Below are 25326 nucleotides of genomic sequence, written 5' to 3' on the forward strand. Positions count from 1 at the left end.
CTCTCCGGCATGTCCGCCACACCGCCACCGATGCCATCGCCTCCTTCCTGGAAAGGAAGGCTGATCGTGGGCGGGGCGACTCTTGTGGTGTTCGGCGTCGCTTGTGCGTTACCGGCCTACTATCTGAAAAACGGAGACCGTTGGTCCGGCGGACAGGTGCTGCTGATGGGATGGATGGGATTGTTCCTCGGACAACTCGGCTGGTTTGCGAACCTGTTGTATTTTCCCGCGCTCATCACGCTGTTGTGCCGTTGCTGGAAGACCACAGTGATTCTGGCGGGCGTGGCATTCCTCATCGGGCTGCATTCCTTCGCTCTCGCGCTTCAGGAAATCCCCTTGGATGAAGGCGGCGTGAACAAGACGACCGTCACTGCCATCGGAGCCGCACCCGTGGTTTGGCTGGCGTCGTTCGTGGTATTGGGTGGCGGAGCATGGATGTTGAGAACGCGGAATTGAGTCTTATCCCTGCCAGTGGATCGTTTTCACTCCCGGCAGCGCCGACAGGCTGCTCATCAACTGCTGTGGCAAGGTCTTCGAACGCTGGCTCTTGAATTTCACGTGGAACTTCAGGAAGCGCTCCCCGGTCGCGAGATCTTCCTCCCAGCTCATGCCTTTCACCTTCGCGTCGAGGGATTCAATCGCGCCGGTCACGGTTTCCACATCCGCGACCTGGTTCATCCTCACTGCGAGATCCGCGTAGGCGTCCTTCTGGATGTTCCTCTCGAACTTCGGCACGAAGTAGAGGACCACGGTGGCGATACCGGTACCGACCGCTCCGAGTCCGATGGCTCCGGCTCCGAAGCAGATCCCGATGATCGCGCTGAACCACAGCGTCGCCGCGGTGGTCACGCCGCGCGTGATATTGGTCTTCTGCTGGTGGACGATCACTCCCGCACCGAGGAATCCCATGCCGGCCAGCACGCCTGCCGCCAGACGCGCGGGATCCGGATGCGTGGTGCCGGTGGCCTGGAAACTTTCGCGGTAGAAAATATCCGACACCACCATCGCCACGCAGGACGCGAGACAGACGATCATGATCGTGCGCAGGCCCGCGGCACGGCCATGGTGCTGGCGCTCGAAACCGAGGATGCCTCCCGCGATCACCGCCAGCGCGATCCGCAGCAACGATTCCGCCGTCAGTCCGAACGAGAGCACTCCGAGCATGGAACGATCCTAGCAGATCCGACGCCCGGAGTCATCTCTTCGTACGTGGTTCCGCTTTCAGGCAGACGGTGAAAAGCAAGAACCCATTGAATGGTGGTTAGATCCCTGATGCTCTTGGCGGCGGTGCTTTGAGAAGGATTTCGAGACACCCGCCTGAAGGTGGAACCACGTGCGAAAAAAGACTATCTGGCATCCTCGGGCCGCGGCGCCCATTCCACCTGCAATGGCGTCTCGGTAACGAGACGCAGGTCGCGCTGCGGGAAGGGGATGCCAATGCCCGCTTCCGTGAGGCGCTTTTCAATCATGAAGCGCAGGTCGCTGGAGACGAGCGCGGCATTGGTATTGCCCGCCAGTTCGACCCAGAAATAGAGGGAGAACAGCAGCGCATTGTCGCCGAAGTCTTCGAACAGGGCCATCGGTTCCGGATCCTTCAGCACCTTGCCATGGCGGTTCGCGCAATCGACGAGGATATCCGCCACCTTCTGGCTGGGAGAGCCATAGGAAACTCCGATGCGGATGCTGCGGCGCAGACGGCGGTTGGTATGGGTCCAGTTGGTGATCTTGTTCTCCAGGAACATGGAATTCGGCACCACCGTCTCCAGCCCATCCACGCTGCGGATGATGGATGAGCGGGTGTTGATCTCGGATACCGTGCCCACCGATCCACCGACGTCCACGATGTCACCCACGCGGATATTCCGTTCGAAGAGCATGATGATGCCGCTGATGAAATTCTTGATCAGCGTCTGCGTGCCGAAACCCAGACCGATGGCGAGCGCACCGCCGAAGAACGCGAAGACGGTGAGAGGGATCTTCATCACCTGCAGGGTGCCGACCACGAGGAAGAACCCGAGCAACACCATCAGCCAGCGCCGCAGCGTCCCGGCCTGGGCCTCCGCCACGCGTCCGCGGGCGACCACGGCACGTTGCAAGCGCCGGGTGATCCGCGAGGCGACGAAATAGCCGAACGCGAACAACAACAGCGCGATGACCAGGCGGCCGAGGGTCACCCCCTTGTTGTCCACGTGGAAGACCTCGAACTGCCAGACGCTGCGGATGCCGCGCCACACCGAACGGAAGAACGACGACGTGCGCTCGCCCCACGACTGCTTCTGCACGTCCTTGTCGTAGTCCTCCAGCCAGCGGTGGATGAGGCGGGTGGCCAGATCGATGCCCTGCTTCACACGCTGGATGACCGCCATCTGCTCGCCCAGTGCGTCACGGACGTCATTGATCGGCTGGAGTTTCGGATCGTCCGCCGCCAGGGAAGATGCCTTGGCCTCCTGGCTGCGGAGCTTCGCCCCGGCCAGGTTGAACTGGTTGTCCACAAAGGTTTCCCACGGTCCGACACGATTGAGAATATCACCCAGCGACTTGCGCGCCGCAGCCCGTGCATCCGGATCGGTGGAGGTCATCAAGGTATGACGGGCGTCATACGCCTCCAGCATCTGGTTCTCCAACTGGCCGAGCGAGCCGAGAAGATCCACGGAAAACTCCAGCGCGTCCGCGCGGTCCTGGGCGCCATCCAGCTTCAGCCGGGTGAGCTCATCCGCCGGCGGGGTCTTGCCATCCGCGCCAGGCACCGGCTCCAGCTTGCGGCGCTCGGCGAGAACGGCACGGCGGCGCTTGTCGAGGCCCTCCACCTCCTTGCGCAACGCCGTCTGGCGGTCGGCCGCTGCCTTGCGGATCTTGTCCAGGTCGTCCTTGAGGAAGGCCTGCTGGGCCGCGGCGGCGGAAATTTTGATCTCCGCCAGGGAAAGATCGTCCATGGCGGCGGCCAAATCGTTGCGCTGGACGGCGATGCCGCTGTTCGCCGACTCGATGCGGGTCACCAGCATGCGCTGGCGGACTTTCGCGGCATCCAGCCGCCACTTCGCAGCCATGTCCTTGTCGTTCGACGCCGCCGCCTCCTCGGCCCTCCGCACATCCGCATCCGCCTTGGCGGACAACTGGCGGGCTTCCTCCATCATCCGCTCCATCAGGCTGATGGAAGACTCGGCGGTGTTCTTGCGCTCGTGCGCCACGTCCCGCTGGTTGCGGAGATCATCCACCAGCAGCACCGAATAAGGGGGCGGTTCCTTGAAGCCGTGCCAATCCGCACGGGCCTCACGGGCGCGGGTGGCTTCCTTCGCACTGGCATCCAGCAGCGCCTTGCTTTTCAGGCAACGCTCCAGGGACGCCATGGTCGACTGCATGTCACGGCGGCGGTCCGCGTATTCGCCGGTGGTCACGCCCGCCGGCAACTGGGTTTCCGCCGCCGGGTCATCGAGCCGCACGAGCTGCGCCTTCGCATCATCCAGCCATGCCTGCCAGCGGTCGCGCATCTGCTGCGGGGTCTCCGCCACCTCGGCTTGCTTGGGGGCATCTTTCGCCAGCAGGTTCGACAACTGCGCATGGAGGGGAATGGAGCCCGACAACAGCAGGAAGGTGGCGGCCAGCGCGCGAATCATGGCCCGAGTTTCGAACAGGATGACCGATTCCGAAACCCCGAATTCACGCGAATCCGCCTTCAGAGGCACAATTCCGGACACCACATGATCCCATAACGAAAATGACGGTCGGGATATCTGAAACAATTTGCCGTGATCACAAATTTGAACCCATAACCCTGCGCGAATCCATCCCCAAAACGGGTGAGATCAACAATGCACGTTTTCTTTTCCAAACCATGACGACGGATCTTGCGGTGTTCCACATCCTCACCTATCGCTGATAGAAACCCCCTTGTTTCGATGACCAGCAACCCCCGCCCCCGCATCCTCGTCGTCACGCCGGAGATCACCTATCTGCCGGAAGGAATGGGCAACCTGGCCCAGCGCATGTGTGCGAAAGCCGGAGGGCTGGCGGATGTCTCGGCCTCGCTGGTCAAGGCGCTTTACGACCAGGGGGCGGATGTCCATGTCGCCCTGCCGAACTACAGGCGGATGTTCGATCTCGATGTGGAGAGCGTGCTGGCACATGAGTACGAGAAAGTCAGCCGGTCGCTGCCCGAGCAGCGCATCCACCTGGCGGAGGACCGCATCTTCTACCATCGCAATTCCGTCTATGGCGCGGAGAACCACCTCATCTCGCTGGCCTTCCAGCGCGAGGTGATCAACCACACCATCCCGCAGGTGCGGCCGGACCTGATCCACTGCAACGACTGGATGACGGGGCTGATCCCCGGAGTGGCGAGGCGCCACGGCATTCCCAGCCTTTTCACCGTCCACAACATCCATACCGAACATCGCACGCTCGCCCAGATCGAGGATCGCGGCATTGATGCGGCGGACTTCTGGCAGCACCTTTACTACCGCCGGACGCCGCACGGCTATGAGGAAAGCCGGAACGAAAATGCGGTGGATCTTCTGACCAGCGGCATCTTCGCCGCCAGCCACGTGAACACGGTGAGCCCGACCTTCCTGCACGAGGTGGTCGGCGGCGCGCACGAATTCATTCCGAATGCAATCCGCAACGAGCTCCGCGCCAAGTTCCACGCCGGCCATGCCAGCGGAATCCTGAACGCGCCCGATGCGGTCTTCGATCCCGCCACGGACCCGGCACTGCCGCATGCCTATGGCGTGGACGATGTCACGGAAGGCAAGCGGGCGAACAAGCTCGCGTTCCAGGCGCAGCTCGGCCTCAAGCTCGATCCGGACGCGCCGCTGTTCTTCTGGCCCTCCCGGCTCGACCCGGTCCAGAAGGGCTGCCAGCTTCTCACGGACATCCTCTACAAGCTGGTGGCGGACCACACCGCCAGCGGTCTGCAGATCGCCATTGTCGCGAGCGGTGCGTATCAACACCACTTCCAACGGATCGTGGGCATGCACGGACTCCAGGACCGCGTGGCGGTGCGCGACTTCAACGAAACGCTGTCCCACCTCGGCTACGCCGCCAGCGATTTCATCTTCATGCCATCGTCGTTCGAGCCGTGCGGCCTGCCGCAGATGATCGCTCCGAAGTACGGCAGCCTCACCATCGCGCACGATACCGGCGGCCTGCACGATACCGTGGAGCAAATGAACGTGGCCGATCACAGCGGCAACGGCTTCCTCTTCAAAATCTTCGATTCAGGCGGCCTGCGCTGGGCGGTGGAGGAAGCGTTGAAATTCCATCATCTGCCCGTGGAGATCCGGGAGAAGCAACTGGCCCGGGTGATGAGGGAGTCCAACGAGCGGTTCAATCACGAGGCGACCGCCTCCGCCTACATCCAGGCATACGAAGCGATGCTGGGCCGTCCGGTGACCGGCCAGTGCGCCGAAGCCGCGGAGCCGGACAACGTGGTGCCCAGCAAGATCGCGAAACGGACCGCGTGAGGTGGCGGCTCAGGACTTCAGCGCCGTCATCACCCCACGGTCGGCGGCGGTGTCCTGGCAGGTGAAGGTGTGGAAACCGGCTTCGGTGAGCAGCGCTTCGTATTCGCCAACGGAGTAGCATTTCCCCTGGGTGGAGTGCATCAGCATGGCGGAATACTCGGCCACGGGCAGCGGACCGGTTTTGTCCGCGTTGATGAAGGCGTCATGAAGGATGAGCATGCCGCCGGGTTTCAGGGCTCGGTACGATACAGCTAGTAGTTCACGGACCTCCGGCTCGTCCCAATCGTGGAGCACGTTCGAGAACAGGTGGAGGTCGCAGTCGTCCGGAAGCGGATCGCGGAACATGTCTCCGGCCACCACCTCCACGCGGTCCGCATAGCCGAGTTCCGCGACACGCCGGCGGGCGATGCGTTCCACCGAGGCCTGGTCGAACACCACCGCGGAGAGATGCGACGCGTTCGCGACCAGCGAGCAGGCGTAGATGCCGGAACCGCCGCCGATGTCCACCAGCCGCGTGAACCGGGAGAGATCGAGCTTCTGCGCCATCGCGGGTCCGAGCAGCACGCCGCGGCAATCCATGGCGGTGGTGAAGAGGCGGGCGAAGGCATCGTCCTCCATCAACTTGTGCCAATCGCCCGCATCGTAGCTGCCCCACTTGGCCGGTTTCCCGGTGGCGAGCACCTTGAGATAGTCCATGGTGACAGGGCGGTCCTTCAGCGAGGCATAGTAGGGTGCGAGCGACCACGGCGAGCCGGCCGTAAGAGCCTCACGACCGCTCTCCGTGACATGGAACATGCCGTCCTCGGAGCGGACGAACCCATTCGCGGCGAACAAGGTCATCATCACATCCGCCGGACGGGTGGCGGCGAATCCGAACTGCCTGCAGATGGCTGGGAGATCGGATGGATGCTCCGCGAGCCAGGTGAAGAAATCAAGATGCACCAGCGCCGCGGTGACCAGATCTCCGGCATAAATGCCGTCGCGATAGCGGTAGGCGCGGATGGGATCGGTATCCGGCAGGCGGGTCAGGTCCACTTCGATCATGACATCCACCATGGATGACAACTCCGCCCTGCCAAGTCCCAACAGGCCTCACACATTCGAACAAAAAGCCCGGCGGAGAGACTCCACCGGGCTTTTCAAAACAAACTTCGGCGGTTGTTACAGCGCGTCGCGTTCGGCCTTGGCCATTTCCCGTTCGTAGCGCTTTTCCAGCATCTTCGCACGGGGTTCGTCGCCGACCTGGCGATAGTAGCCGGCGATGGTGGTCACGATGCCAGCTTCGGTCTTGGTGCGGAACCAGTCGCCGGAGTTGCTCTTCACCACGCGGTTGAAAGCGAGCTCGATGTCGCGGACAGCCTTCTTCGCCATCTCCGGATCATCCTTCATGTAGCCGAAGTAATCCGAGGAGATCATCTTGAAGCCGGTGATGCTGCCGCCGTATTCGCGGAGCGCCGGATCGTAGAGGTGCTCGATGTCCTTCTTCGCGGTCGGCTCGTTGCGTTTGAGGATGATCTCGGCCTCGCGCTTGAGCGACTCGGCGATGAGGTCCTTCTGCTCGGACTGGTTGCGCTCGTCGCGGCGGCGCTCGCGGAGGAAGGCGGTCTTGGCATCGTTTTCGCTGCCATACGGGAAGACGTGCTCGGTCTCCGCCTTGGCGGCGAGAGCGGCCATGCGCGGGTTCTCACGGAACTCGCGGCGCATGTCGCCGGCGAACTTCTTCCATTCGCCATAGACCTCGGGATCCTTCGGATCCTTCGCGCCGGTCTCATCCTCCAGAACGGCGTAGAGTCTGGCCCAGCTCTCGACAAAGGAACGGCCGATCGTGTTCGACAGCCGCACGGCCTCGGCCACGAGGTCCTTCTTGCCCTGCTCGGAGAAGTAGTCGCACAACCAGAGGTGGCGATAGACGCTGATCGAGATCACCGGGCTCTGGTGGTCGCGGTCGTTCCACTGCCAGACTTCCTGCTCGGTGATGGCACCGCCGATCTGCGGATTATCGGTCTGGCCCTTGGAGACGCCACCGATGCGGCCGACTCCGGTGGTCCATTCGTCATCCTTCACCTTGAGCGCCACCCAGGCATGCCCGCCGAGGTCGGTTTCACCGGCGAAAACCATCGCCGGAATGCCGTTGGCGCGGGCGGTGTTCGCACAAAAATAGGACTGGTCACCGCAGATGCCGCCCTCCTTGAGAATCTGGGCGAAGGTGTATTCGGTGTAGGGATTGATGCCTTTCACCGCGCGCTCCATGAGGTACTTCACCATGCCGTAGGCATCACCCCAGTTCTTGCGGTTGAGGTGCATCTTGTCCACCGCCCACTCCAGTTCGGACTGGATGACGGGAGCACAGACGACATAGACGAGATCGCGGGCCGGGAGGCGGTCGATCGGCCCGACCATCTTGCCCTTCTCGTCCTTCTCGATGTACCAGAGGTAGCGGACGAGCGGATCAATGGAGAGTTCGCTGGAATAGTCCTTTTCGCCACCGGGATTCTTGGCGGTCATCGGCTTGTCGAAGACCACGGCACAGGCGAGCGCAAGGTTGAAGTACTTCTTGGCGACGGCTTCCTTGGCGGTCCAGGCGTCCTTGAGGAAAACCATGACGCGGTCCTTGTCGTCCTCCGGCTTCACCGTGAGAAGGACCTGCTCCATTTTCTCCGGAGTATTGAAGAGCCAGGTGATCATGGCGCGGGCGCGCTCGTCATGGGTCACTTCATGGATGCTCTTCGGCGAAAACCGGCCGAGCACCTGCCAGCGCAGGAAGGCCTGATAGAACATCGGCGTCTTCCAGAACTCCTCATAGCGGCCGCGGCCATCCCCGATGTGCATGGTGGGAATGGCGGCTTCCAGAGAGCGGCCGAGCATCTTCCGGTAGCTGGTCCACGCGCCCTCGTTGATCGCCCGCTGGAGCAGATCGGCATCCTTCTTCAAGAAGGACTCACGGGTGGCATCGAGGCCCGCCAGAACCAAGGTGGTGTCCCCGAAAATGTCATCATTGCTCACGCCGGAGACTTCTCCCACGGTACCTTGGCTGCCGGTGCCAGTGGCATCACCTGCGGTGGCCCCTCCGGAGGTGCCATTGGCAGCCATCGTGCCGGGAGAACCGCCGGTGGTGCCGGAAGAAGCGGGCGGCTGGTTCTTGAAGAGGTCCGAGTAGCCGACGTCCGAGTCATGGGTACCCAAGTCCGGGCCACTGGAATCCTGCGCCTTTTTCTTGGCCGGCGTGGATTGTGCCGAAGCCATCCCGGGCACGAATTTCTGAACCAAGCCGAATTTCTGGACGAGCAGCCAGAGACCGCCCAGCGCGATGATCACCATCAGGACGCTGCGGAACTGCTGCATCTGTTCCTTTTTCCGGTAGCCCGCCTGGATGGCGCGCGGAGCGGGCACATTGCCCGCTGGAGGGGTGACGGGGCGGCGGGGCGGCACCGGTCGATTGGGAGGTTTCATGAGAGAGGGCGTATGATGCTATAAACAACAGAACAGAAAACAGAGCGCGCTGTGGCGCGGAAATTATCAAAGAAATTTGATCCGACAACTCCAGATAAGGGGCTCCCGGGTGGCTTCTTTGTTATATTGCAACTGGTTGCAAACCCCGGAGTGGTTCGAAAGTTGCGGCGGCATCCGGGAAAAGTGACGGAAAATTCCGTGAACTTATTCAACACCAATCACCACGCTCATCTTTCTCGAGCTGGATGCGATCCTCCAGATTGCGGGCTTTGACGCGATGATTGCGTTTTGCCCAGCGCTCGACGGACATCTGGCGCTTCTTCGCGCGGCGGCGGAGCTCGGCGATCTCGTCATCGAGCTGGAGGAAACTTTCATAGCGGCCGAGCTCCAGGCTCCCCGCTTCCACGGCACCCCGGATGGCGCAGCCGGCGTCCTTCTGGTGGCGGCAATCGGCGAATTTGCAGTCGTGGGACAGCGCTTCGACATCGGCAAAGCTTTCGCGAAGCGTCTGCTCGTCCGTCCACATCTGGATCTCCCGCATCCCGGGATTGTCGATGAGCATGCCGTTGCCCGGCAGCGGCACCAGCTCGCGGGAGGTGGTGGTGTGGCGACCCTTGCCGGTGACCTCGTTGCAGTCCCCGGTCCACTGCCATTCCTCACCATACAACTGGTTGACCAAGGTGGACTTGCCCACCCCGCTGGAGCCGACCACGCACATGGTGGCCCCTTTTTTGAGATAGGACTTCAACACACTGAGGCCCTTGCGGTTCAGCGCGCTGGTGACGTGGATGTCCGCATCCGGGCAGAGCGCGGCGAGTTCGGCGGCGGCCTCGGCATTCTCCTGCTTGGTGAACAGGTCGGCCTTGTTGATCAGCACCACCGGCTTCGCACCGCTGCGGGCGATCAGGGCGAAGTAGCGCTCCATCCGCCGCGGATTGAAATCCGGACCGGCATCCGTGACCACGGCCACGACATCGACATTCGCGCCGATGACCTGCTCCTCGGAGCTCTTCCCCGGCATCTTCCGGGAGAAGCAGGAGCGGCGCGGCAGGCGGGCGCGGATCACGTGATCCTCATTCTCCCCGCCCAGATCGACCGCCACCCAGTCGCCGACGGCAGGGAGTTCCGCGTCATTGGCGGCATCGTGCCAGACCTTGCCGGACAGGACGAGGTCGATTTCCTCTCCTCCTTCCAGAAACGCGCCGTAGTTGATGGCGGTCTCGCGGATCAGGCGGGCAGGAACAAGGCCCTTGCTCCGGTAGGGAGCAAAGGCCTCTTCAAAAAACGGGGACCAGCCGAGTTGGAGCAACGTCACGCGAGGATCACTCTACGGGTTGCTCCGGGTGCTGTCCACCCGAAGCGCACAGGATCAAGCCGTTGCGGGGATTTTGACCTCCGGCAGCTTGCACACCTCGGCGAGGTGGTCGAGCATCTCGCGGGTCTCCTTGCTCCAGCGGCGCAGGGCCTTGCGGGAGAGATCGACACGACCGGCGACGGCGGCTTCCAGTTCGTGGTAGTTCGCGGCAAGGCGCTCGCTGAGGGCATGCACCGCCTCCACGGCCTTGTCGCGCCATGGATGATCGTCGGCAGCCAGCAGGCGCTCCATTTCATCGGCGGCCTTGCGGCGGGCTTCCATGATCTGGGAAAGGACGACCTTGCTCGCCGGGACGCGGCGCAGGTCGCTGGCCAGGCCGACCTTCGAAAGGAGCCAGATGGCCCACTTGGTCGGGTCGAAGTTCCAGCTCTTCACGCCGTTGCGGTAGTCGTGCTGGAATTCGTGGTGATAGTTGTGGTAGCCCTCGCCGAAGGTGAAGAGCGACATGACGAAACTGTCACGGGCGCTGCAGCGGGTGGAGTAGGGCTGGCTGCCGATGGTGTGGCAGAGGGAGTTGATGAAGAAGGTGCTCTGCTGGACGAGGAAGACGCGCAGCACGCCGGCGAGAAGGAACCCACCGAGGGCGCCATTGTAACCCGTGCCGCCTTTCACGAACTTGTCCCAGGCGAAACCAAGCGCGGCGGGAACGATCAGACCGACCACGAGGGCGATCACTTTGTCCCAGCGGTGCTGCCACATGACGAGCTTGTCCTTGCGGAGGTCCTGAACGTTGTCCATCGGCGGCTCCGGATTCAGCTTGAAGAGAATCCAGCCGATATGGGCCCACATGAAGCCCTTGCTGATGTCATACGGATCATCGTCGTGGTCCGTGTGCTTGTGATGGCGGCGGTGGTCGGAGCACCAGTTGAGCGCCGAGTTTTCGAAAGCGCAGGCACCGAACACCAGAGTGAGGAAACGGACCGGCCACTTCGCCTTGAAGGACAGGTGGGAGAACAACCGGTGGTAGCCGAGCGTGATGCTCATGCCGGTGGCGATGATGTAGAACATCATCATGCCGAACTGGAACCAGTCCATGCCGTGATGCCAGAGGTAGATCGGAGCGGCGACGACGGCAATCAGGCAGATGATGCCGAGGAAGACGGTGTTGAGCCAATTGACCCGTTCAAAGGGAATCTGGAGCTTCGTCATGAGGAAAAGGATCGCTGCGTTTAAAGGGTTTGCGGAGCCGGGTCAATCCCGGGCACAGGAGCCATGGCCACCTGTACGGCCTCCGCTTCGTTTGTCGCGTACAATTAGAAACCGGGGGCGGGGGTAGTTACGCACGGGCCGGGCGGGAATCCCCGCCTCCGCCTCGGTTTTCGGAGCGCTTTCCGCCTTGGCCGGACCGCTGGCCACCCTGTGGCCTGCCGCCGGGTGGCCGGGAGCCGTGGCTGTGGGGGGAACGGTTGCGGCCTTGGTTTTGACCACCCTGACCTTGGCCGGGAGCACCTTGGCGCTGCCCGCCGCCCTGCTGGCCGCGACCACGCGGAGCGGGCTTGGGAGCCTTCGGGATCACCACGGTGAGAGGGATCTTCGGCTCATCGCCCTTCAGATACTCGCCCACGAGGCGGTTGCCGGTGAGTTTTTCGATATCGCGCAGTTTTTCCCGGTCCTCCGGAGCCACCAGTGAGACGGCGGTGCCGGTGGCTCCAGCACGGCCGGTGCGGCCGATGCGGTGGATGTAGTCCTCCGGAACGGTCGGCAGGTCGTAATTGATCACGTGGCTGATGCCGTCGATGTCCAAGCCGCGGGCGGCGACATCGGTGGCGACGAGCAGCTTCACGCTGCCGTCACGCATCTGGTCGATGGTGCGCTTGCGCTGGCCCTGGGTCTTGTCGCCATGGAGGGCGGCGCAGGAGTGGCCGCTGAGGGCGAGCGATTTCGCGAGGCGGTCGGCACGGCGCTTGGTGCCGGTGAAGATGACGGCCTGCTTGATCTCACGGTCGCCGAGCCAGTGGTCGAGGAGGCGGCGCTTGTGATCGACGTTGTCGACGTGGAAGAGCTTCTGGTCGATGCCCTCGTGGCGGCGCTTGTTCGCGGCCAGTTCGACGAGCTCCGGCTGCTTCAGCAGGTCGGCGGCGACGCGGCGGACCTCGCCCTCAAGCGTGGCGGAGAACAGCAGCGACTGCTTGGAATCCGGAGTGTAACCGGCGATGCGGCGCACCGGCTTCACGAAGCCCATGTCCAGCATGCGGTCGGCCTCGTCCAGGACGAGGAACTCGACATTGGAAAGGTCCACCTTCTTCTGGTCGAGGTGGTCGATGAGGCGGCCGGGGGTGGCGACCAGCACGTCCAGCGGGCGGGACAAGAGCTGGTACTGCGGGCCGTAACCCATGCCACCGACAACGATGCCGGAGGTGAGATTGGTGAACTTGCCGAAGCGGCGGACCTCTTCCTGCACCTGCACCGCAAGCTCGCGGGTGGGGGTGAGAACAAGGGCGCGCGGACCGCGGCGGCCGGTGCCGGGGCGCTCCATCAGGCGGTGCAGCATCGGCACCACGAAGGAAGCCGTTTTGCCGCTGCCGGTCTGCGAGGAGGCCATCAGGTCACGACCCGCCATCACGATGGGGATCGACTTGGCCTGGATCAGCGTGGGATTCTCAAAGCCGCAGGCTTCGATGGCCTTGGCGATGGAGGGATTCAAATTAAAGGAGGCAAATGTAGTCATCAGTATTCGGTCAGGTGGCCGTGCGCGAGATCGCGGCACGGCCTGTCAGGGCGACAAACGCCAGGGGAAGACGAGGGCGTCTCCCAATGTGGTTTCTGGTTGATTCACTCCGATGGCATCGGAGGAGAAACGGCCGGTTTGTCAAAAGCGGCCGATGTCGTTTGCAACCAGAGAACCGCGGGGATACCCCCCTGCCGAAACGGATGAAAACGGCTGGCACCTTGCGGGCAGCGGCGGTGCCTTACGGCGGATACCCTTCATCTGCAAGGGAAATCCAACTTGGCATGCCATCCCTCTCGCTTTCACGCGATGATCCTGCCACATGTGGGCAGCCATGAAACGCGCGCTGATGATTCTCCTGCTGGCTGCCGGTTTCTCCTCCGCAGAACAGCAGTTGAGCATGGAAAATCTCCCACTGGAAGAGATGGTAAAATCCCACGTGCCGGAAAACTGGAAGGTCGTCGCGGATGGCACCCGGATCATTGCCAGCACGGAGAACGTCAAATTCCTCTTTACGATATCCGGCTCGGCTTCAGGCCCGGACGAAGATCCTTGGAAAGACGCGGTGACGAAGGATTTCTTCATCGAAATCCGCAAGGCTCCTTTGATCTCCTCCCAGGAATTCCAGAAGCTCCGCCAAGCACGACGAGACCTTCTCGCCGAACGCGTCCGGCAATGGGAAAAATCAAAAGGAGAGGTCCTCCCGAAAACCCTCTTTGGTCTCAAGGCGGAAGTCGACAGTATCGTTCCCCTGCCCTTCTGCTACGACGAACACTACTCCTACTACTTCTATTCCAGCGATCGGGGCAGGAGTGCCACCCGCCCTGCATTGGCCCTGACCTGCGCAAAGGCAATCCGGGAATCCCTTCAATTCCTGCGGACGACCTATCTCCCCATGGAACAAGCAAAGGCCGACCTGCTGTACCCCGATCCTATCGGGGACATCGAGGATCCTCCGGCACAGCGTTGAACAGCCGCTTCCACTCCGGAGGCCAGCTTCCGACAAACCAGCCTCCGATAAATCCAGTGGCTACCCCAGCAATTCCTTCACCACCTTCGCGGGTTCCACGCCGGTGAGCTTCTGGTCGAGGCCTTGGAAGCGGAACGTGAGGCGTTCGTGATCGACGCCAAGCATGTGGAGGATGGTGGCATTGAGATCTCTTACGTGCACCGGGTCCTTCACGATGTTGTAGGAGAAATCATCGGTCTCGCCATACACGACACCCTTTTTCACGCCGCCACCGGCCATCCACATCGAGAAGCAGCGCGGATGATGATCGCGGCCGTAGTTCTCCTTGGTGAGTCCGCCCTGCGAATACACGGTGCGGCCAAACTCGCCGCCCCAGACGACGAGCGTGTCATCGAGCAAGCCGCGCTGCTTGAGATCCGCGATGAGCGCTCCGGTCGGGCGGTCCACATCCTCGCACAGGATGCGCATGCTGTTCGGCAGCTCCGTATGAGTGTCCCAGCCGCGATGGAAGATCTGGGTGAAACGCACGCCGCGCTCGGCGAGCCGGCGAGCCATCAGACAGTTGTAGGCATAGGTGCCCGGCTCCTTCACCTTCGGACCGTACATCTCGAGGATCGAAGCCGGTTCGCTCGAGAAGTCCGTGAGCTCGGGAACGGATGTCTGCATCCGCGAGGCCATCTCATACTGGGCGATACGGGCGTTCGTCTCAGGATCACCGATGCGCGCCTCCAGCCGACGGTTCATGTCCGCGACGCCATCGATCATCGCGCGGCGGATCTCCGGCGGCACCCCCTTGGGATTCGAAAGGTGGATCACCGGATCGCCACCGGAGCGAAGCGCCACACCGGCATGCTCGGGCGAGAGGAAGCCCGCCGACCACAGGCGCGAAGACAGCGCCTGGATGTTCTTCATGATGGGCAGCTTCGAAGTCAGCACCACGAAGGTCGGCAGATCGTCGTTCATCGAGCCGAGGCCGTAAGACACCCATGATCCGATCGACGGCTTACCCTGCACCATGTTGCCCGAGTTCATCAGCAGGATCGCGGGCTCGTGGTTGATGGCATCCGTGTGCATCGACCGGATCACCGCGAACTCATCGGCCATCTTCGCCGTGTGCGGCAACAGATCGCTGACCCAATGACCCGCTTGCCCGTATTGCTTGAATGGGAAGATCGAGGGCGCGACCGGAAACCGCGACTGCGAGGCAGTCATGCCGGTCAGCAACTGGCCGCCGCGCACCGACTCCGGCAGGTCCTGGTCGTAACGCTCGACGAGGCGCGGCTTGTAGTCCCACGTCTCAAGCTGCGAGGGCGCGCCCGCCATGAACAGATAGATGGCGCGCTTCGCCTTTGGTGCGAAGTGTGGCAACAGCGCGGCCTGCTCTTCCGCGCTGCCCGCTGCATTCGCGCCATTGCGCGCGAACAAGCTGGCGATGCTCGCCCACGCCAGTCCCTTGCCCGCGCGGGTGAGGAACTGGCGGCGCGAGGCGAGTGCGAACCACTCGGCCTTCATCTCCTCCGGGATCGGCAGGTCGAGGACGGTCGGTCCTTCACCACCGCTGTCGGAACAAAGTTGGATGGTTTTCGGATTCACTTGGTGATGGTTTCGTCGAGGTTGAGGAATTGGTTCGCCATCATCGCCCAGATCGCGGTTTCGACCGGATCGAGGGTGGCATTGGCAGGAGCCGCGCCCACGGTGAGGAGCGCCTTCGCGTCTTCCGGATGGCTGCGATAATAGTCGGCGTAGGTTTTCAGATTCGCGGTGAGCGCGGTGGCTTCCGGTCCCAGCAGGGATCGTGAAAGCAGCGTCTCTGCGAGGAAGGCGAAGCGCGCGGCGGGATCGGCGCTTTGCGTGATCGCACGCTCGGCGAGCTTGCGCGCGGCCTCCATGAACTGCGGGTCGTTCATGCTGACCAAAGCCTGCAACGGCGTGTTCGTGCGGGCACGGCGGATGCACACTGTTTCACGCGCCTGGGCATCGAAAGTCTCCAGTGAGGGCGGCGGGGCGAAGCGCTTCCAGAAGGTGTACATCGAGCGGCGGTAGAGCGCCTCACCGTTGTCCTGCTTGTAGTGCAGCGTGTTCGACTCCGGCATCGAGACGGACTCCCAGATACCATCGGGTTGGTAGGGCTTCACCGGTGGTCCGCCGACCTTCGCCGCCAGCAGGCCGGAGGCCTGGAGCGCGGTGTCGCGCAGCATCTCCGCATCCATGCGGAAGCGCGGGCCTCGCGAGAGCAGTCGGTTCAAGGGATCGGCGGCCAGCGCCTTTTCCGAAACGATGTTGCCCTGACGATAGGTGTACGATGAAAGCAGTAGTTCGTAGATGTGCCGGAGGTTCCACCCGGATTCGCGGAACTCGACGGCGAGCCAATCGAGCAACTCCTGGTTCGAGGGCTTCGCGCCCATCACGCCGAAGTCATCCGAGGTCTCCACCAGGCCGGTGCCGAACACCTCCTGCCACGCACGGTTCACGGTGACACGGGCGAACAGCGGATTCTCCGGCTTGAACAGCCACTCGGCGAGCTCCAGCCGGTTCGTCGCCATCTTCGGATTCGGCAGGAACTCCGGAGTCGCGGGTGTGACCAGTTCCTTGCGGGCGGAATAAACGCCGCGGTTCAGCACCCAGGCGGTGGCCGGAGTCGGACGCTCGCGGGCAATGAGCGTGGCATCGCCGCCCTTGCCGAGTTCGGCGATGGTGGCATCGGCAGCCTTCATATCCGCCAAGGCCTTGGCCGCGATCGGATCAGCCTTCGGCAGGAAGAAACGGTCGAGCACGATGAACCGCTCGCGATCACTCCACGTCCGCGGATCGGGACGCGCACCGACGATCACCGAACCGAGATCCTCATAAGGCAGGCGCGAGAACTCGGCGGCATCCAGCGTACGATGATACACGCGCACATCCTGAAGAGCGATCTCACGCAGACGGTCATCCAGATAACGCTGGCCGATGTTCAGCGGCAGGGCATTGCGGATGGTCTGTCCGGGCTGGAGGGAATTGTGGGTGATCCTGGCGGGACGCTCCTCGCCATTGATGAACAGCTTCACGCCCTCGGCCTTGCCGGAGCCATCGTAGCTGAAGCCGAGGTGCACCCACTCGCCGCGCGGCACGCCGGGTGTCTCCACGCGGATCGCCTGGTCCGGCCACTTGTGGATGATATGGACCACCAGCCGGTCGCCGTCGGAATACATTTCCCAACCGCGATGGTCGTCCTTGTTCTGGGCACCCATGCGCGACACCAACGCGCCGCCGCCAGTACCGATGTTCGCGGGCTTCAGCCGCAGGTTCGCCCAGGTGGAGGCGGAGAAGCCCTCGGTCGCCTCGTAGTCGCCGAGATCCGGCATCGGCAGGTTGCTGCTGATGTCCATCCGCATCGACGGCCAGAACCAGACGCTCTCGCCCCACACCAGCGGATTGGTATCAGCCTTGTAGGTGGCGGTCTTCGCACCCGGCGCGGAGTTCCGCACCTCGTCACCCTTGCCCTCGTTGAGCAGCAGATGGAGGTCGAGCTTGTCGGAGGAGACCGCCTGCAATTTGTTGCCCTGCGCGATCCACTGCTTGAAGTGATCCGCCGCCTCGCTACGACGTTTCTCGTACCCGGTGGCGGCCTGCGAACGCGCGGCGATGGCGGCATCGAACGGCGCGCGCTTGTCCGGCGATGGCAGGCGCAGGACCGGCGGGCTGTCCGAGACGTTCTCGTCCCAGGCCTTCTCGGCGGTGTTTCCGAAGAACGCGCCGAGCGAATAGAAATCACGCTGCGCGGTGGGATCGAACTTGTGATCGTGGCACGCCGCACAACCCACCGTGAGCCCGAGAAACGCCGCACCGAAAGCCTCGGTGCGGTCGCGGGTGTTGTTCACCAGCAGCTCCTCCGGAATCGTGCCACCTTCGTTGCTAGAAACGTTGCAGCGGATGTAGCCGGTGGCGATCCATGCATCGGCATCCGCATTCGGGATCAAATCGCCGGCAAGCTGCTCGCGCACGAAGCGGTCGAACGGCTTGTTCGCGGCAAACGAGCGGATGACGTAATCGCGATAGGGCCAGACGGACGAAACATTGTCGAAGTGCAGGCCGTGGGTGTCCGCGTATCGCGAGTAATCCAACCAGTAGCGCGCGCGGTGCTCGGCATAGGCGGGTGTGGCGAAAAGCTTCTGGAGATAGGCTTGGTAGGCAGCCGGAGAAGGATCTTTTGCGAAAGCCTCTACATCCTCGGCGTCCGGCAGCAGACCGGTTAGATCCAGCGCGGCGCGGCGGATCAATGTGCGCGGGTCTTCCACCGGCGGCGGCGGCAAACCCACGGACGCGAGCTTTGCCTGCACGAAGGCATCGACGGGATTGGTCACCTGCTCCGGATGGGCGGCCTTCGGAACCGCCGGACGCTTCGGCGGAATGAAAGACCAGTGTTCCTCATAGACCGCACCCTGGGCCACCCACGTTTCCAGCGTCTGGATCTGCTCCGCCGTGAGCTGCCGGTGCGACTTCGGCGGCGGCATCAGCGCATCGGGGTCCTTCGTCTTCAGCAGCTTGATCAGCAATGAGGCCTCCGGCTTGCCCTTCACGATCACCGGCTGACCGTTCTCACGGGCCTCGAAGGCATACTTCTCCCGGTCCAGCCGCAGCGGTGCCTTCTTCGGCTCCCGCGTCCCGGAATCCGGCCCGTGGCAATGAAAACAATTCTCCGAAAGGATCGGCTGGACCGACTCATTGTACGTCATGGTCCCGGCAGCAGGCGCCCCTTGAGCACGGGGAAACATGGCCAGGAGGAACAGGGTCGAACGATAGACCTTCATGGACCAATACCTTACGGGTACCAGCCGGGAAATATTCACCAGGAGCCTCTCCTGTTGCCACCCGATTTGCGACAATACCGATTATTAACACATCATGATATCTTTGCGTAATGCACGCCGATACACTTCATCGCGGGATTCAATAGCCAATAAACCCGTGCTATCAATTCACCCATGACGAACCGCTCCCCCCAAGCGGGTCGTATGGAAAGACTTCTCGGATGGCTCCCTTCCGCGAAGCCCCGTACCTCCCCCACCACCGATCAATTCGACCACGCCGCCAGCCGTACTTGGCGGAGCCGGACCGCCCTCACCCCGGCGGAATTGTCCTTTCTTCATCTCCTCACCCGCGTCGTCGACGGACGATTTTTGATCCTGACGAAGACGCGGATGGCCGATCTTTTCGGCCTGCGCCGCAGCGAGGAATCGCTTCCGGCCTTTGATCGCATCGGCCGCCAGCACGTGGACTTCGTGCTCTGCGATCCACGCACGTCCGAAATGCTCGCCGCCATCGAAGTGGATGATCGTCCTCTGGATCATCCGGACCGTGTGGACCGCGACCGCTTCATGGACCGCCTTTTCGCCTGGAACCGTCTGCCGTTGATCCGCATCCCGTCGACCTTCGTCTACGCGCCGGAGAAGCTCCGCCGCGAGTTGTCGCGGGCGCTCGGCGAGCAAGAGCTCCAGGCCGTCTGAACCATCTCCCCCCGAATCCACCACGGGCGGCTGGTTTTTCAGCTTCCGGCCGCCCGTGGTTTGGAGAGATTCTAACAGAGGTGCATTTTGCTGCGGACGGTTGACGTTCCATCGTCTGGCTGTGCTACATGGGAGGAATGGCGGACACACCACCCAATCCCTACGAACCCAGCCACACTCCCGCCACACCTGCGTCTCCTATCCGGAAGATCCGGAGAAACCTCAGGGCGCTGTTCATTCTCGGCTTCTTTTTCACCATTCCGCTCATTCTCGGCGGCGGTCTGGGGCTGCTGATCGCCCGGATGAGAGGTTCCACCGACGAAACGGATTGGCTGTTCGGACAGATGAGCCTCTTCAACGGTCTCATTCACCTGGCCATCTACCTGGCACTATTCTTCCAAGTCCGTTCGTTGGTCAAACAGAGCCCGAACGACTGATTCCGGAAATCCCCTCGACGCACGGATGCGATGTGGCAGGATGAGAGGATGAAATGGAGTTCCGTCCTGCTGGCCGCTGCCCTTGCGGTTTCGTTCCAAGCCCGCGCGGAGGAACCGAAAGCCGCAGAGCCCAAGCCCGCTCCCGCCGCCAAGAAGATCTGGGCGGAAGCCTATCTGGGAAAGAAGGCGCCCGAGTTGAAAGTGGAGAAGTGGCTGACGGAAAAACCGGCCACCGAGGGCAAGTTCGTGATGATCGATTTCTGGGCCACTTGGTGCGGGCCGTGCCGCAAGGCGATCCCGGAGCTCAACAAGTTCCAGGAAAAGTTCCGGGACAAGCTGGTGGTCATCGGCATTTCCGATGAGGAGGAAGCCAAGGTGAAGCCCTTCAGTGAAAAAGAGATCCGCTATTCCAGCGCCATCGACACCAAGGGCGAGACGAAGAAGGCGATGAAGGTGAGCGGCATCCCGCACGTGATCCTTCTCAATCCGAAGGGAGTCGTGGTGTGGGAGGGATTCCCGCTGTTGGACGGCTATGAACTCACCGAGGACGTGGTGAAGAGGCTGCTTGAGGCGAAGGTGGAGTGAATGGATAGCTGAAGTCGTGAGACTTCAGGCGGGGAGGATTCACGCGATCCCATCATACCCATACCTCTTTCACCTCCGAGCTGATCCAAGGCGGAGATCCAAAGGAGACTGATTCCTTTGGCATTTATGTGAATCTTCCCTGCCTGAAGTCTCACGACTCCAGCTACAAGAAAAGTCACCCCGTCACGATCTTCACCTCGAACTCGATGAAGTCGTTCACGAGGTGTCCGGCGAGGCGGTGGAAGAATTTGCCGGAGCCGTAGAGAACGCCCCAGCGGGTGCGGTCGATGGCGAACGACGCCTGCGCGGCGGCCTGGCCCTCGGCGGTGACACCGGAAGCGGCGGCGAACTCGATCGGGTGCGTCTGCCCCTTCATCGTCAGATCCGCGTGGACGTGGAGATTCGGAGCGCCGGGGCTGCCCGCATCGAGATGGGTGGCGGAGGTAATGACCAAACGCGCTTCCGGGAAACGCGCGACATCGAAGAAATCGTGGTCGTGCAGATGGCGGATCAGGACGGCGTGGTAGTCGGTGCCTGCGAGGTCGTTGCAGCCGATGTGCTCCAGATCGATATCGATCTCACCGCCCGTGAGACGACCGTTCACGAAATCCAGCCAGCCGGATTTCACGGGCACGTAGCCGTGATGGTGGTTGAGCAGGTTGCGGCCGGTCCAGCCGATGCGCGAGTGCTCCAGATCCACCAGCAGGCGGCCATGCGGAACCGCAGGTGCGGGCGGCAGCGGCGCACCGCAGGTGTTTGGCAAACCGGCGGCGAGCCAGGCTTCGAGACCGCCTTCCAGCTCCGCGACATCGGTATAACCGGCGCGCTCGAGTTTCTCCACGGCCATGCCGGCCTCGTGGCTGCTACCAGAAGCCCCGTAGATGCAAACGGGACGGGCCTTGTCCGGAAGCTGGGCAGGGAAGCGTTCGTTGAAGGAAACCTCGAAGACGGCGTTGTTCAGCGCGCCTGCGATGTGGCAGGCCTCGTAGTCGTCCGCGAGGCGGACATCGAGGACCACGGGCGGATGGGCGGAAGCGAGTTCCGTGGCCAGGGCGGAGGGAGCGATCATGGCGTTTCTTTGTTAGGATCTGCGAGGGGCGGTGACCAGCCTTCATCTCCGATCCCGTGGCCGGGTTCCTCGCGCATGACCTTGTCGAGCGTCTTCTGCACCTCGCGGGCGGCGGAGAGGAAGGCGTCATCGTCCTGGTGGCGGTGCTTGGCCATCTTGCGGAGGAAGACTTCGTCGCGGCGGCGGTAGAGCTTGGCGGCGCGGTAGGCGGTGTAGGCGGGCATGCCCAGCTCGCGGAGGACATCGGTGCCCATCGTGAGCGAGGAATCGAGGGTGTCACGATAGATGCGCTGCTCGCCCGCATCCAGCAGTTCGTAGGCCTCGGCACGGCTGTAGGCGCGCACGAAGATCTGGAGGTGCGGGAAGTATTTCCGCGCGGTTTCGATGATGTTCAGCGTGATCGCCGGATCCTTCAGCGTGATCACGAGGATCTTCGCGCGGGCGGCTCCGGCGGTGAGCAGCATGTCCGGCCGGCCCGCATCGCCGAAGAACACCGGCATGCCGATCGCCCGCAGCGTGTCCACTTGGTCCGGATCGTTGTCGAGCACCGTGCTGTGAACCCCCTGCGTGCGCAGCAGGCGGCCCACGATGTGGCCGAAGCGGCCGAAGCCGCAGATGATGACCGGCGCGCCCTCGTCATGGAGGTCGCTCTCGCGATCGGACACCGGCTTTTTCATGGCACGGGCGGTGAGACGATGGCTGGCGAGAATGAGCAGCGGGGTCGCCGCCATCGAGATCGCCACGCCTGCGGTGAGCGTCTTGGCCTGGGTTTCATTGAACACCCCGGAGCTGATCGCCAACCCGATGAGGACGAAGGCAAATTCCCCGCCACCCGCGAGCGCCGCGGCGAAGACGAACGAAGACTCCCGCGGCGAGCGGTGCAGCCGGGCCAGTCCGTAGATCAGCACCGCCTTCACCACGATCAACCCGGCGGCCAGGCCAAGCACCGTACCGGGAAAACGTCCGATGTGCCCGAAGTCGATGCCCACCCCCACGCCGAGGAAGAACAACCCGAGCAGCAGCCCCTTGAACGGCTCCAGGTCGCTTTCCAATTCGTGGCGGTACTCGCTGTTCGCCAGCACCACGCCGGCCACGAAGGTACCGAGGGCGGCGGAGAGGCCGACCTTCGTCATCAGAAGGGCGATGCCGATGATGAGGATCAGCGATGCGGCGGTGAAAGCCTCGCGCTGGCGGGTCTTGGCGATGGCCCGGAACAACGGCCGGGTGGCGAGCCGCGCGATGATGACCACCAGCACCACCGCACCAAGCGTGACCAGGCCCCTGCCCCATGCGGGCCAGCCTTCCATCCAATCATGCGAGGCATGGGCCGCCGCCTCACGGGCACCGCCGGTAGCCAGCAAGGGCAGCGCGGCGATGATCGGAATCACCGCCAGATCCTGGAACAGCAGCACGGCGAAGGAGTTTTGGCCCGCCTCGGTGCGCAGCAGGTTCTTCTCCGCCAGCGATTGCAGCACAATGGCGGTACTGGACATCGCAAGGATCAGCCCCATCGCCAGCGCCGGTTTCCAGTGGCAACCGAAGGCCACCGCCGCAGCGGCCAAGCCCAGCGAACACAGCACCACCTGCATGCCGCCCAATCCGAAGATCTGTCGCCGCATCCGCCACAGTTCGGTGGGCCGCATTTCGAGGCCGACGAGGAACAGCATCACCACCACTCCGAACTCGGCGAAGTGGGTGATCTGCTCGCTCTCCCCTCCGATCAGGCCGAGGCCCCACGGACCAATGGCCGCGCCGATGATGAGATACCCGAGCACGGCGCCAAGGCCAAGCCGCTTGCCCGCCACCACCGCCACCAGCGCGGCGGCGAGGTAAATGAAGGCCTGGAGGAAAACGCTTTCGAATGCCACGCGACCCACCCCTAACCCGGACCCGGCAACCAGAGCGAGGCCGAACCGTCGCGGATTGCCGTGAGCCATTCCACGTATCGTTCGCCCGCAGCGGTGCGGTCCGGATCCCCGATGTGATTCGCCGCGTGAACGGTGAAGGCCTCGGCATACGCCATGCCACACAGGCGCGCGGTTTGTTCGAAGGGAGACAGCAGTTCGCGGACGGAAAAATGGTTCGTGCCTTCACGCTGGTAGGCATCCTCGGGACCGCCCGCGGTGATGGCCTGTGCCATCACCTTGCCCCGCAGCGCATCACCTTTTTCGCCATAGGCCCAACCGTATTGCAGCACCAGATCGAGCCACTCCTTCACCAGCGCCGGACTGCTGTACCAGAAAAATGGATGCTGGAGGACCACGGCATCGTGTTCCTCCAGCAGACGCTGCTCCGCGCGGGCATCGATGAGAAAATCCGGATAGGTCTCGTAGAGGTCGTGGACCGTCACGCCTTCCGCAGACCGGGCGGCTTCCACCAGCACGCGGTTCGTCCGCGAGCGATGGAACGCCGGATGCGCGAATATCACCAGCACCTTGCCCATCGCTTCAGGAGGCATTGCAATCCCACTCCTTCGCCGCCTTCACGATCTCTTCCTCCGAGACATCGCGGACGTGGGTGGCGAGACTCCAGCGGTAGCCGTGAGGATCGGCGACGCGGGAGGTGCGGTCACCCCAAAACATATCGGTGGGCTCCTGCAGAGAGGTGGCACCGGCGGCGATGGCCTGCGCGTAAGCAGCATCCGTATCCGGGACGTAGATCATGAAGGCGCCACCCTGGCCCACCTCCGGAGCCACGCAGCCCCATTCCGGGAACTCGCTGGAGAGCATGATGCGGGAATTCCCGATCGCGATTTCCGCGTGCATGATCTTCCCGGTTTTCTCATCCGGCATGCGGAAAATCTCCACCGCACCCAGCGCGGCCTTGTAAAACTCCAGTGCCGCCGGTGCATCGGCGACGGTCAGGGACGGGGTGACGCTGTGATAGCCTTCGGGGATGTGTGACTCGGACATGGTGGTTTTCGTGGGTTTGAGTTCCGTCACCCTTTCTCACAGCCCCGGGAAAACGCCAGCGGCAAAATTGGCACAAGTGATCTCTTCGCGTAGCCGGAGTCGTGAGACTTCGGGCGGGGAAGATGATCCCCAAACACTCCGACATCGCAGTTCGGCCGCGGTTGGAGAAAGTCTGAAAGCAAAGACCGCAGCAGCAACCACGGGCGTTCTCCCAGCCCGAAGTCTCACGACATCGGCTACAAGAAAGGCTCTCAACCGCCGTACGTGATCGTCACCGGAGTGCCGACGCGGACGCTGTCGAAGAGAATCGGCGCGAAGGGCTTCGGCAGGCGGATGCAGCCGTGCGAGGCGGGTTCCCCGGGATTCGGAATGATGCCGGCATGCATGCCGATGCCATAGCCGGTGATGCGCATCCAGAATGGCATGGGAGCCGGCACGTAGCGGCAGCCCTTCGGTACGCGGGTGCGCGGGGTGGCGTCTCCATTCACCGTGTTGCCGAACTCGTCCTCAATCCAGCCGTAGGAGCCGGAGTACTTGTCCTCCAGTTTCTCGGTGATCGAGTAGCGCCCCGGCGGCGTGCCGTGGCCTTCCTTGCCGGTGGCCACATAGGACCAGCCGATGGGACGGCCGCCGCGGGTGTAGGTCGCCCGCTGGGTGCTTAAATTGATCTTCACCGCCACCTCGCCCGGGCCGCCATCGTCCTGCCAATCGAAGAGATGCCGGTCCGGATCCGGTGCCAGATGCGGGGCGGATATCGTCGTCAGCGGGCCGATGGTGCAGGAAACCAGACTTGTGGCGATGACCAGAGGGGCCAGTAGAAAGAGCGCGCGGGACATGCGTTCTGAGGGGTGGAAGGGGCACTCTAACACGGAATGCCCCCGCACCCAACTGGAAAACGATGCCCGCGCGCGCGGA

General features: G+C 62.9%; 20 protein-coding genes. 6 read left to right on the top strand and 14 right to left on the bottom strand.

Going from position 1 to position 25326, the window contains the following annotated elements; genetic code table 11:
- Positions 1-9: 9 nt before the first annotated feature.
- Positions 10-456, top strand: a complete 447-nt coding sequence (locus tag KBB96_RS16120; RefSeq protein WP_211630523.1) for a hypothetical protein — start codon at positions 10-12, stop codon at positions 454-456.
- Positions 457-459: 3 nt separating this feature from the next.
- Here KBB96_RS16120 and KBB96_RS16125 read toward each other — a convergent pair whose 3' ends face one another.
- Complete coding sequence (locus KBB96_RS16125; RefSeq protein WP_211630524.1) at positions 460-1164, bottom strand: MgtC/SapB family protein; 705 nt, start codon at positions 1162-1164, stop codon at positions 460-462.
- A gap of 182 nt (positions 1165-1346) precedes the next feature.
- On the bottom strand, positions 1347-3614 hold the full coding sequence (locus tag KBB96_RS16130) for a mechanosensitive ion channel domain-containing protein (RefSeq protein ID WP_211630525.1): 2268 nt from the start codon (positions 3612-3614) through the stop codon (positions 1347-1349).
- Between the two features lie 282 nt (positions 3615-3896).
- Between KBB96_RS16130 and KBB96_RS16135 the strand changes: the two genes are divergently transcribed.
- Positions 3897-5459 (top strand): glycogen synthase, encoded by a 1563-nt coding sequence (locus tag KBB96_RS16135; protein WP_211630526.1) that lies wholly within the window; start codon positions 3897-3899, stop codon positions 5457-5459.
- A gap of 9 nt (positions 5460-5468) precedes the next feature.
- Here KBB96_RS16135 and KBB96_RS16140 read toward each other — a convergent pair whose 3' ends face one another.
- From KBB96_RS16140 to KBB96_RS16160, 5 genes are all read right to left on the bottom strand, one after another.
- Positions 5469-6503 carry a methyltransferase gene (locus tag KBB96_RS16140; protein ID WP_226373561.1) on the bottom strand — a complete coding sequence of 345 codons (1035 nt, stop codon included), beginning with the start codon at positions 6501-6503 and terminating at the stop codon, positions 5469-5471.
- Between the two features lie 117 nt (positions 6504-6620).
- Complete coding sequence (locus tag KBB96_RS16145; RefSeq protein ID WP_211630527.1) at positions 6621-8909, bottom strand: transglutaminase domain-containing protein; 2289 nt, start codon at positions 8907-8909, stop codon at positions 6621-6623.
- A 208-nt stretch (positions 8910-9117) separates the two neighbouring features.
- Entirely contained in the window at positions 9118-10224 is a 1107-nt protein-coding gene (gene rsgA / locus KBB96_RS16150; RefSeq protein WP_211630528.1) for a ribosome small subunit-dependent GTPase A, read from the bottom strand.
- A gap of 54 nt (positions 10225-10278) precedes the next feature.
- On the bottom strand, positions 10279-11433 hold the full coding sequence (locus KBB96_RS16155; RefSeq protein ID WP_211630529.1) for an acyl-CoA desaturase: 1155 nt from the start codon (positions 11431-11433) through the stop codon (positions 10279-10281).
- Positions 11434-11560: 127 nt separating this feature from the next.
- The gene (locus KBB96_RS16160; RefSeq protein WP_211630530.1) at positions 11561-12928 is read right to left on the bottom strand and encodes a DEAD/DEAH box helicase; all 1368 of its coding nucleotides are present in this window, start codon (positions 12926-12928) and stop codon (positions 11561-11563) included.
- Between the two features lie 358 nt (positions 12929-13286).
- Here KBB96_RS16160 and KBB96_RS16165 point away from each other — a divergent pair, with 358 nt between their 5' ends.
- Positions 13287-13922: a hypothetical protein gene (locus KBB96_RS16165; protein WP_211630531.1), complete on the top strand. Its 636-nt coding sequence runs from the start codon at positions 13287-13289 to the stop codon at positions 13920-13922.
- 60 nt (positions 13923-13982) lie between these two features.
- Here the strand turns inward: KBB96_RS16165 and KBB96_RS16170 are convergent, their stop codons facing one another.
- Positions 13983-15434, bottom strand: a complete 1452-nt coding sequence (locus KBB96_RS16170) for a DUF1501 domain-containing protein (protein ID WP_211634669.1) — start codon at positions 15432-15434, stop codon at positions 13983-13985.
- A 77-nt stretch (positions 15435-15511) separates the two neighbouring features.
- Positions 15512-18676: a DUF1553 domain-containing protein gene (locus KBB96_RS16175; protein WP_211630532.1), complete on the bottom strand. Its 3165-nt coding sequence runs from the start codon at positions 18674-18676 to the stop codon at positions 15512-15514.
- A gap of 240 nt (positions 18677-18916) precedes the next feature.
- On the opposite strand from KBB96_RS16175, the gene KBB96_RS16180 reads away from it, so the two are divergent.
- From KBB96_RS16180 to KBB96_RS16190, 3 genes are all read left to right on the top strand, one after another.
- Entirely contained in the window at positions 18917-19408 is a 492-nt protein-coding gene (locus tag KBB96_RS16180; RefSeq protein ID WP_211630533.1) for a DUF2726 domain-containing protein, read from the top strand.
- A gap of 137 nt (positions 19409-19545) precedes the next feature.
- On the top strand, positions 19546-19845 hold the full coding sequence (locus KBB96_RS16185) for a hypothetical protein (protein ID WP_211630534.1): 300 nt from the start codon (positions 19546-19548) through the stop codon (positions 19843-19845).
- A 48-nt stretch (positions 19846-19893) separates the two neighbouring features.
- A complete protein-coding gene (locus tag KBB96_RS16190) occupies positions 19894-20430 on the top strand; it encodes a TlpA family protein disulfide reductase (protein ID WP_211630535.1) in 537 nt (178 codons plus the stop codon).
- A gap of 175 nt (positions 20431-20605) precedes the next feature.
- Here the strand turns inward: KBB96_RS16190 and KBB96_RS16195 are convergent, their stop codons facing one another.
- The 5 genes from KBB96_RS16195 to KBB96_RS16215 all read right to left on the bottom strand — a co-directional run bounded on the left by KBB96_RS16195 (position 20606) and on the right by KBB96_RS16215 (position 25247).
- The gene (locus KBB96_RS16195; protein WP_211630536.1) at positions 20606-21499 is read right to left on the bottom strand and encodes a YceI family protein; all 894 of its coding nucleotides are present in this window, start codon (positions 21497-21499) and stop codon (positions 20606-20608) included.
- Positions 21496-23367, bottom strand: coding sequence for a monovalent cation:proton antiporter-2 (CPA2) family protein (locus KBB96_RS16200; protein ID WP_211630537.1), 1872 nt, complete (start codon positions 23365-23367; stop codon positions 21496-21498). Before KBB96_RS16200 ends, KBB96_RS16195 begins: the two co-directional genes overlap by 4 nt.
- An 11-nt stretch (positions 23368-23378) precedes the next feature.
- Entirely contained in the window at positions 23379-23957 is a 579-nt protein-coding gene (locus tag KBB96_RS16205) for an NAD(P)H-dependent oxidoreductase (RefSeq protein ID WP_211630538.1), read from the bottom strand.
- Positions 23947-24411 (bottom strand): VOC family protein, encoded by a 465-nt coding sequence (locus tag KBB96_RS16210; RefSeq protein ID WP_211630539.1) that lies wholly within the window; start codon positions 24409-24411, stop codon positions 23947-23949. The genes KBB96_RS16205 and KBB96_RS16210 overlap by 11 nt, the downstream gene beginning before the upstream one ends.
- A gap of 251 nt (positions 24412-24662) precedes the next feature.
- Positions 24663-25247 carry a L,D-transpeptidase family protein gene (locus KBB96_RS16215; RefSeq protein ID WP_211630540.1) on the bottom strand — a complete coding sequence of 195 codons (585 nt, stop codon included), beginning with the start codon at positions 25245-25247 and terminating at the stop codon, positions 24663-24665.
- Between the last annotated feature and the right edge of the window lie 79 nt (positions 25248-25326).

This window comes from Luteolibacter ambystomatis, from assembly GCF_018137965.1.
Taxonomy (GTDB): domain Bacteria; phylum Verrucomicrobiota; class Verrucomicrobiia; order Verrucomicrobiales; family Akkermansiaceae; genus Luteolibacter; species Luteolibacter ambystomatis.

Coding starts and splice junctions, on each gene's coding strand:
- KBB96_RS16120 (WP_211630523.1), top strand. CDS start 10: ATGTCCGCCACACCGCCACCGATGCCATCGCCTCCTTCCTGGAAAGGA.
- KBB96_RS16125 (WP_211630524.1), bottom strand. CDS start 1,164: ATGCTCGGAGTGCTCTCGTTCGGACTGACGGCGGAATCGTTGCTGCGG.
- KBB96_RS16130 (WP_211630525.1), bottom strand. CDS start 3,614: ATGATTCGCGCGCTGGCCGCCACCTTCCTGCTGTTGTCGGGCTCCATT.
- KBB96_RS16135 (WP_211630526.1), top strand. CDS start 3,897: ATGACCAGCAACCCCCGCCCCCGCATCCTCGTCGTCACGCCGGAGATC.
- KBB96_RS16140 (WP_226373561.1), bottom strand. CDS start 6,503: ATGATCGAAGTGGACCTGACCCGCCTGCCGGATACCGATCCCATCCGC.
- KBB96_RS16145 (WP_211630527.1), bottom strand. CDS start 8,909: ATGAAACCTCCCAATCGACCGGTGCCGCCCCGCCGCCCCGTCACCCCT.
- KBB96_RS16155 (WP_211630529.1), bottom strand. CDS start 11,433: ATGACGAAGCTCCAGATTCCCTTTGAACGGGTCAATTGGCTCAACACC.
- KBB96_RS16165 (WP_211630531.1), top strand. CDS start 13,287: ATGAAACGCGCGCTGATGATTCTCCTGCTGGCTGCCGGTTTCTCCTCC.
- KBB96_RS16170 (WP_211634669.1), bottom strand. CDS start 15,434: ATGAAGGCCGAGTGGTTCGCACTCGCCTCGCGCCGCCAGTTCCTCACC.
- KBB96_RS16175 (WP_211630532.1), bottom strand. CDS start 18,676: ATGTTTCCCCGTGCTCAAGGGGCGCCTGCTGCCGGGACCATGACGTAC.
- KBB96_RS16180 (WP_211630533.1), top strand. CDS start 18,917: ATGGAAAGACTTCTCGGATGGCTCCCTTCCGCGAAGCCCCGTACCTCC.
- KBB96_RS16185 (WP_211630534.1), top strand. CDS start 19,546: ATGGCGGACACACCACCCAATCCCTACGAACCCAGCCACACTCCCGCC.
- KBB96_RS16190 (WP_211630535.1), top strand. CDS start 19,894: ATGAAATGGAGTTCCGTCCTGCTGGCCGCTGCCCTTGCGGTTTCGTTC.
- KBB96_RS16195 (WP_211630536.1), bottom strand. CDS start 21,499: ATGATCGCTCCCTCCGCCCTGGCCACGGAACTCGCTTCCGCCCATCCG.
- KBB96_RS16205 (WP_211630538.1), bottom strand. CDS start 23,957: ATGCCTCCTGAAGCGATGGGCAAGGTGCTGGTGATATTCGCGCATCCG.
- KBB96_RS16210 (WP_211630539.1), bottom strand. CDS start 24,411: ATGTCCGAGTCACACATCCCCGAAGGCTATCACAGCGTCACCCCGTCC.
- KBB96_RS16215 (WP_211630540.1), bottom strand. CDS start 25,247: ATGTCCCGCGCGCTCTTTCTACTGGCCCCTCTGGTCATCGCCACAAGT.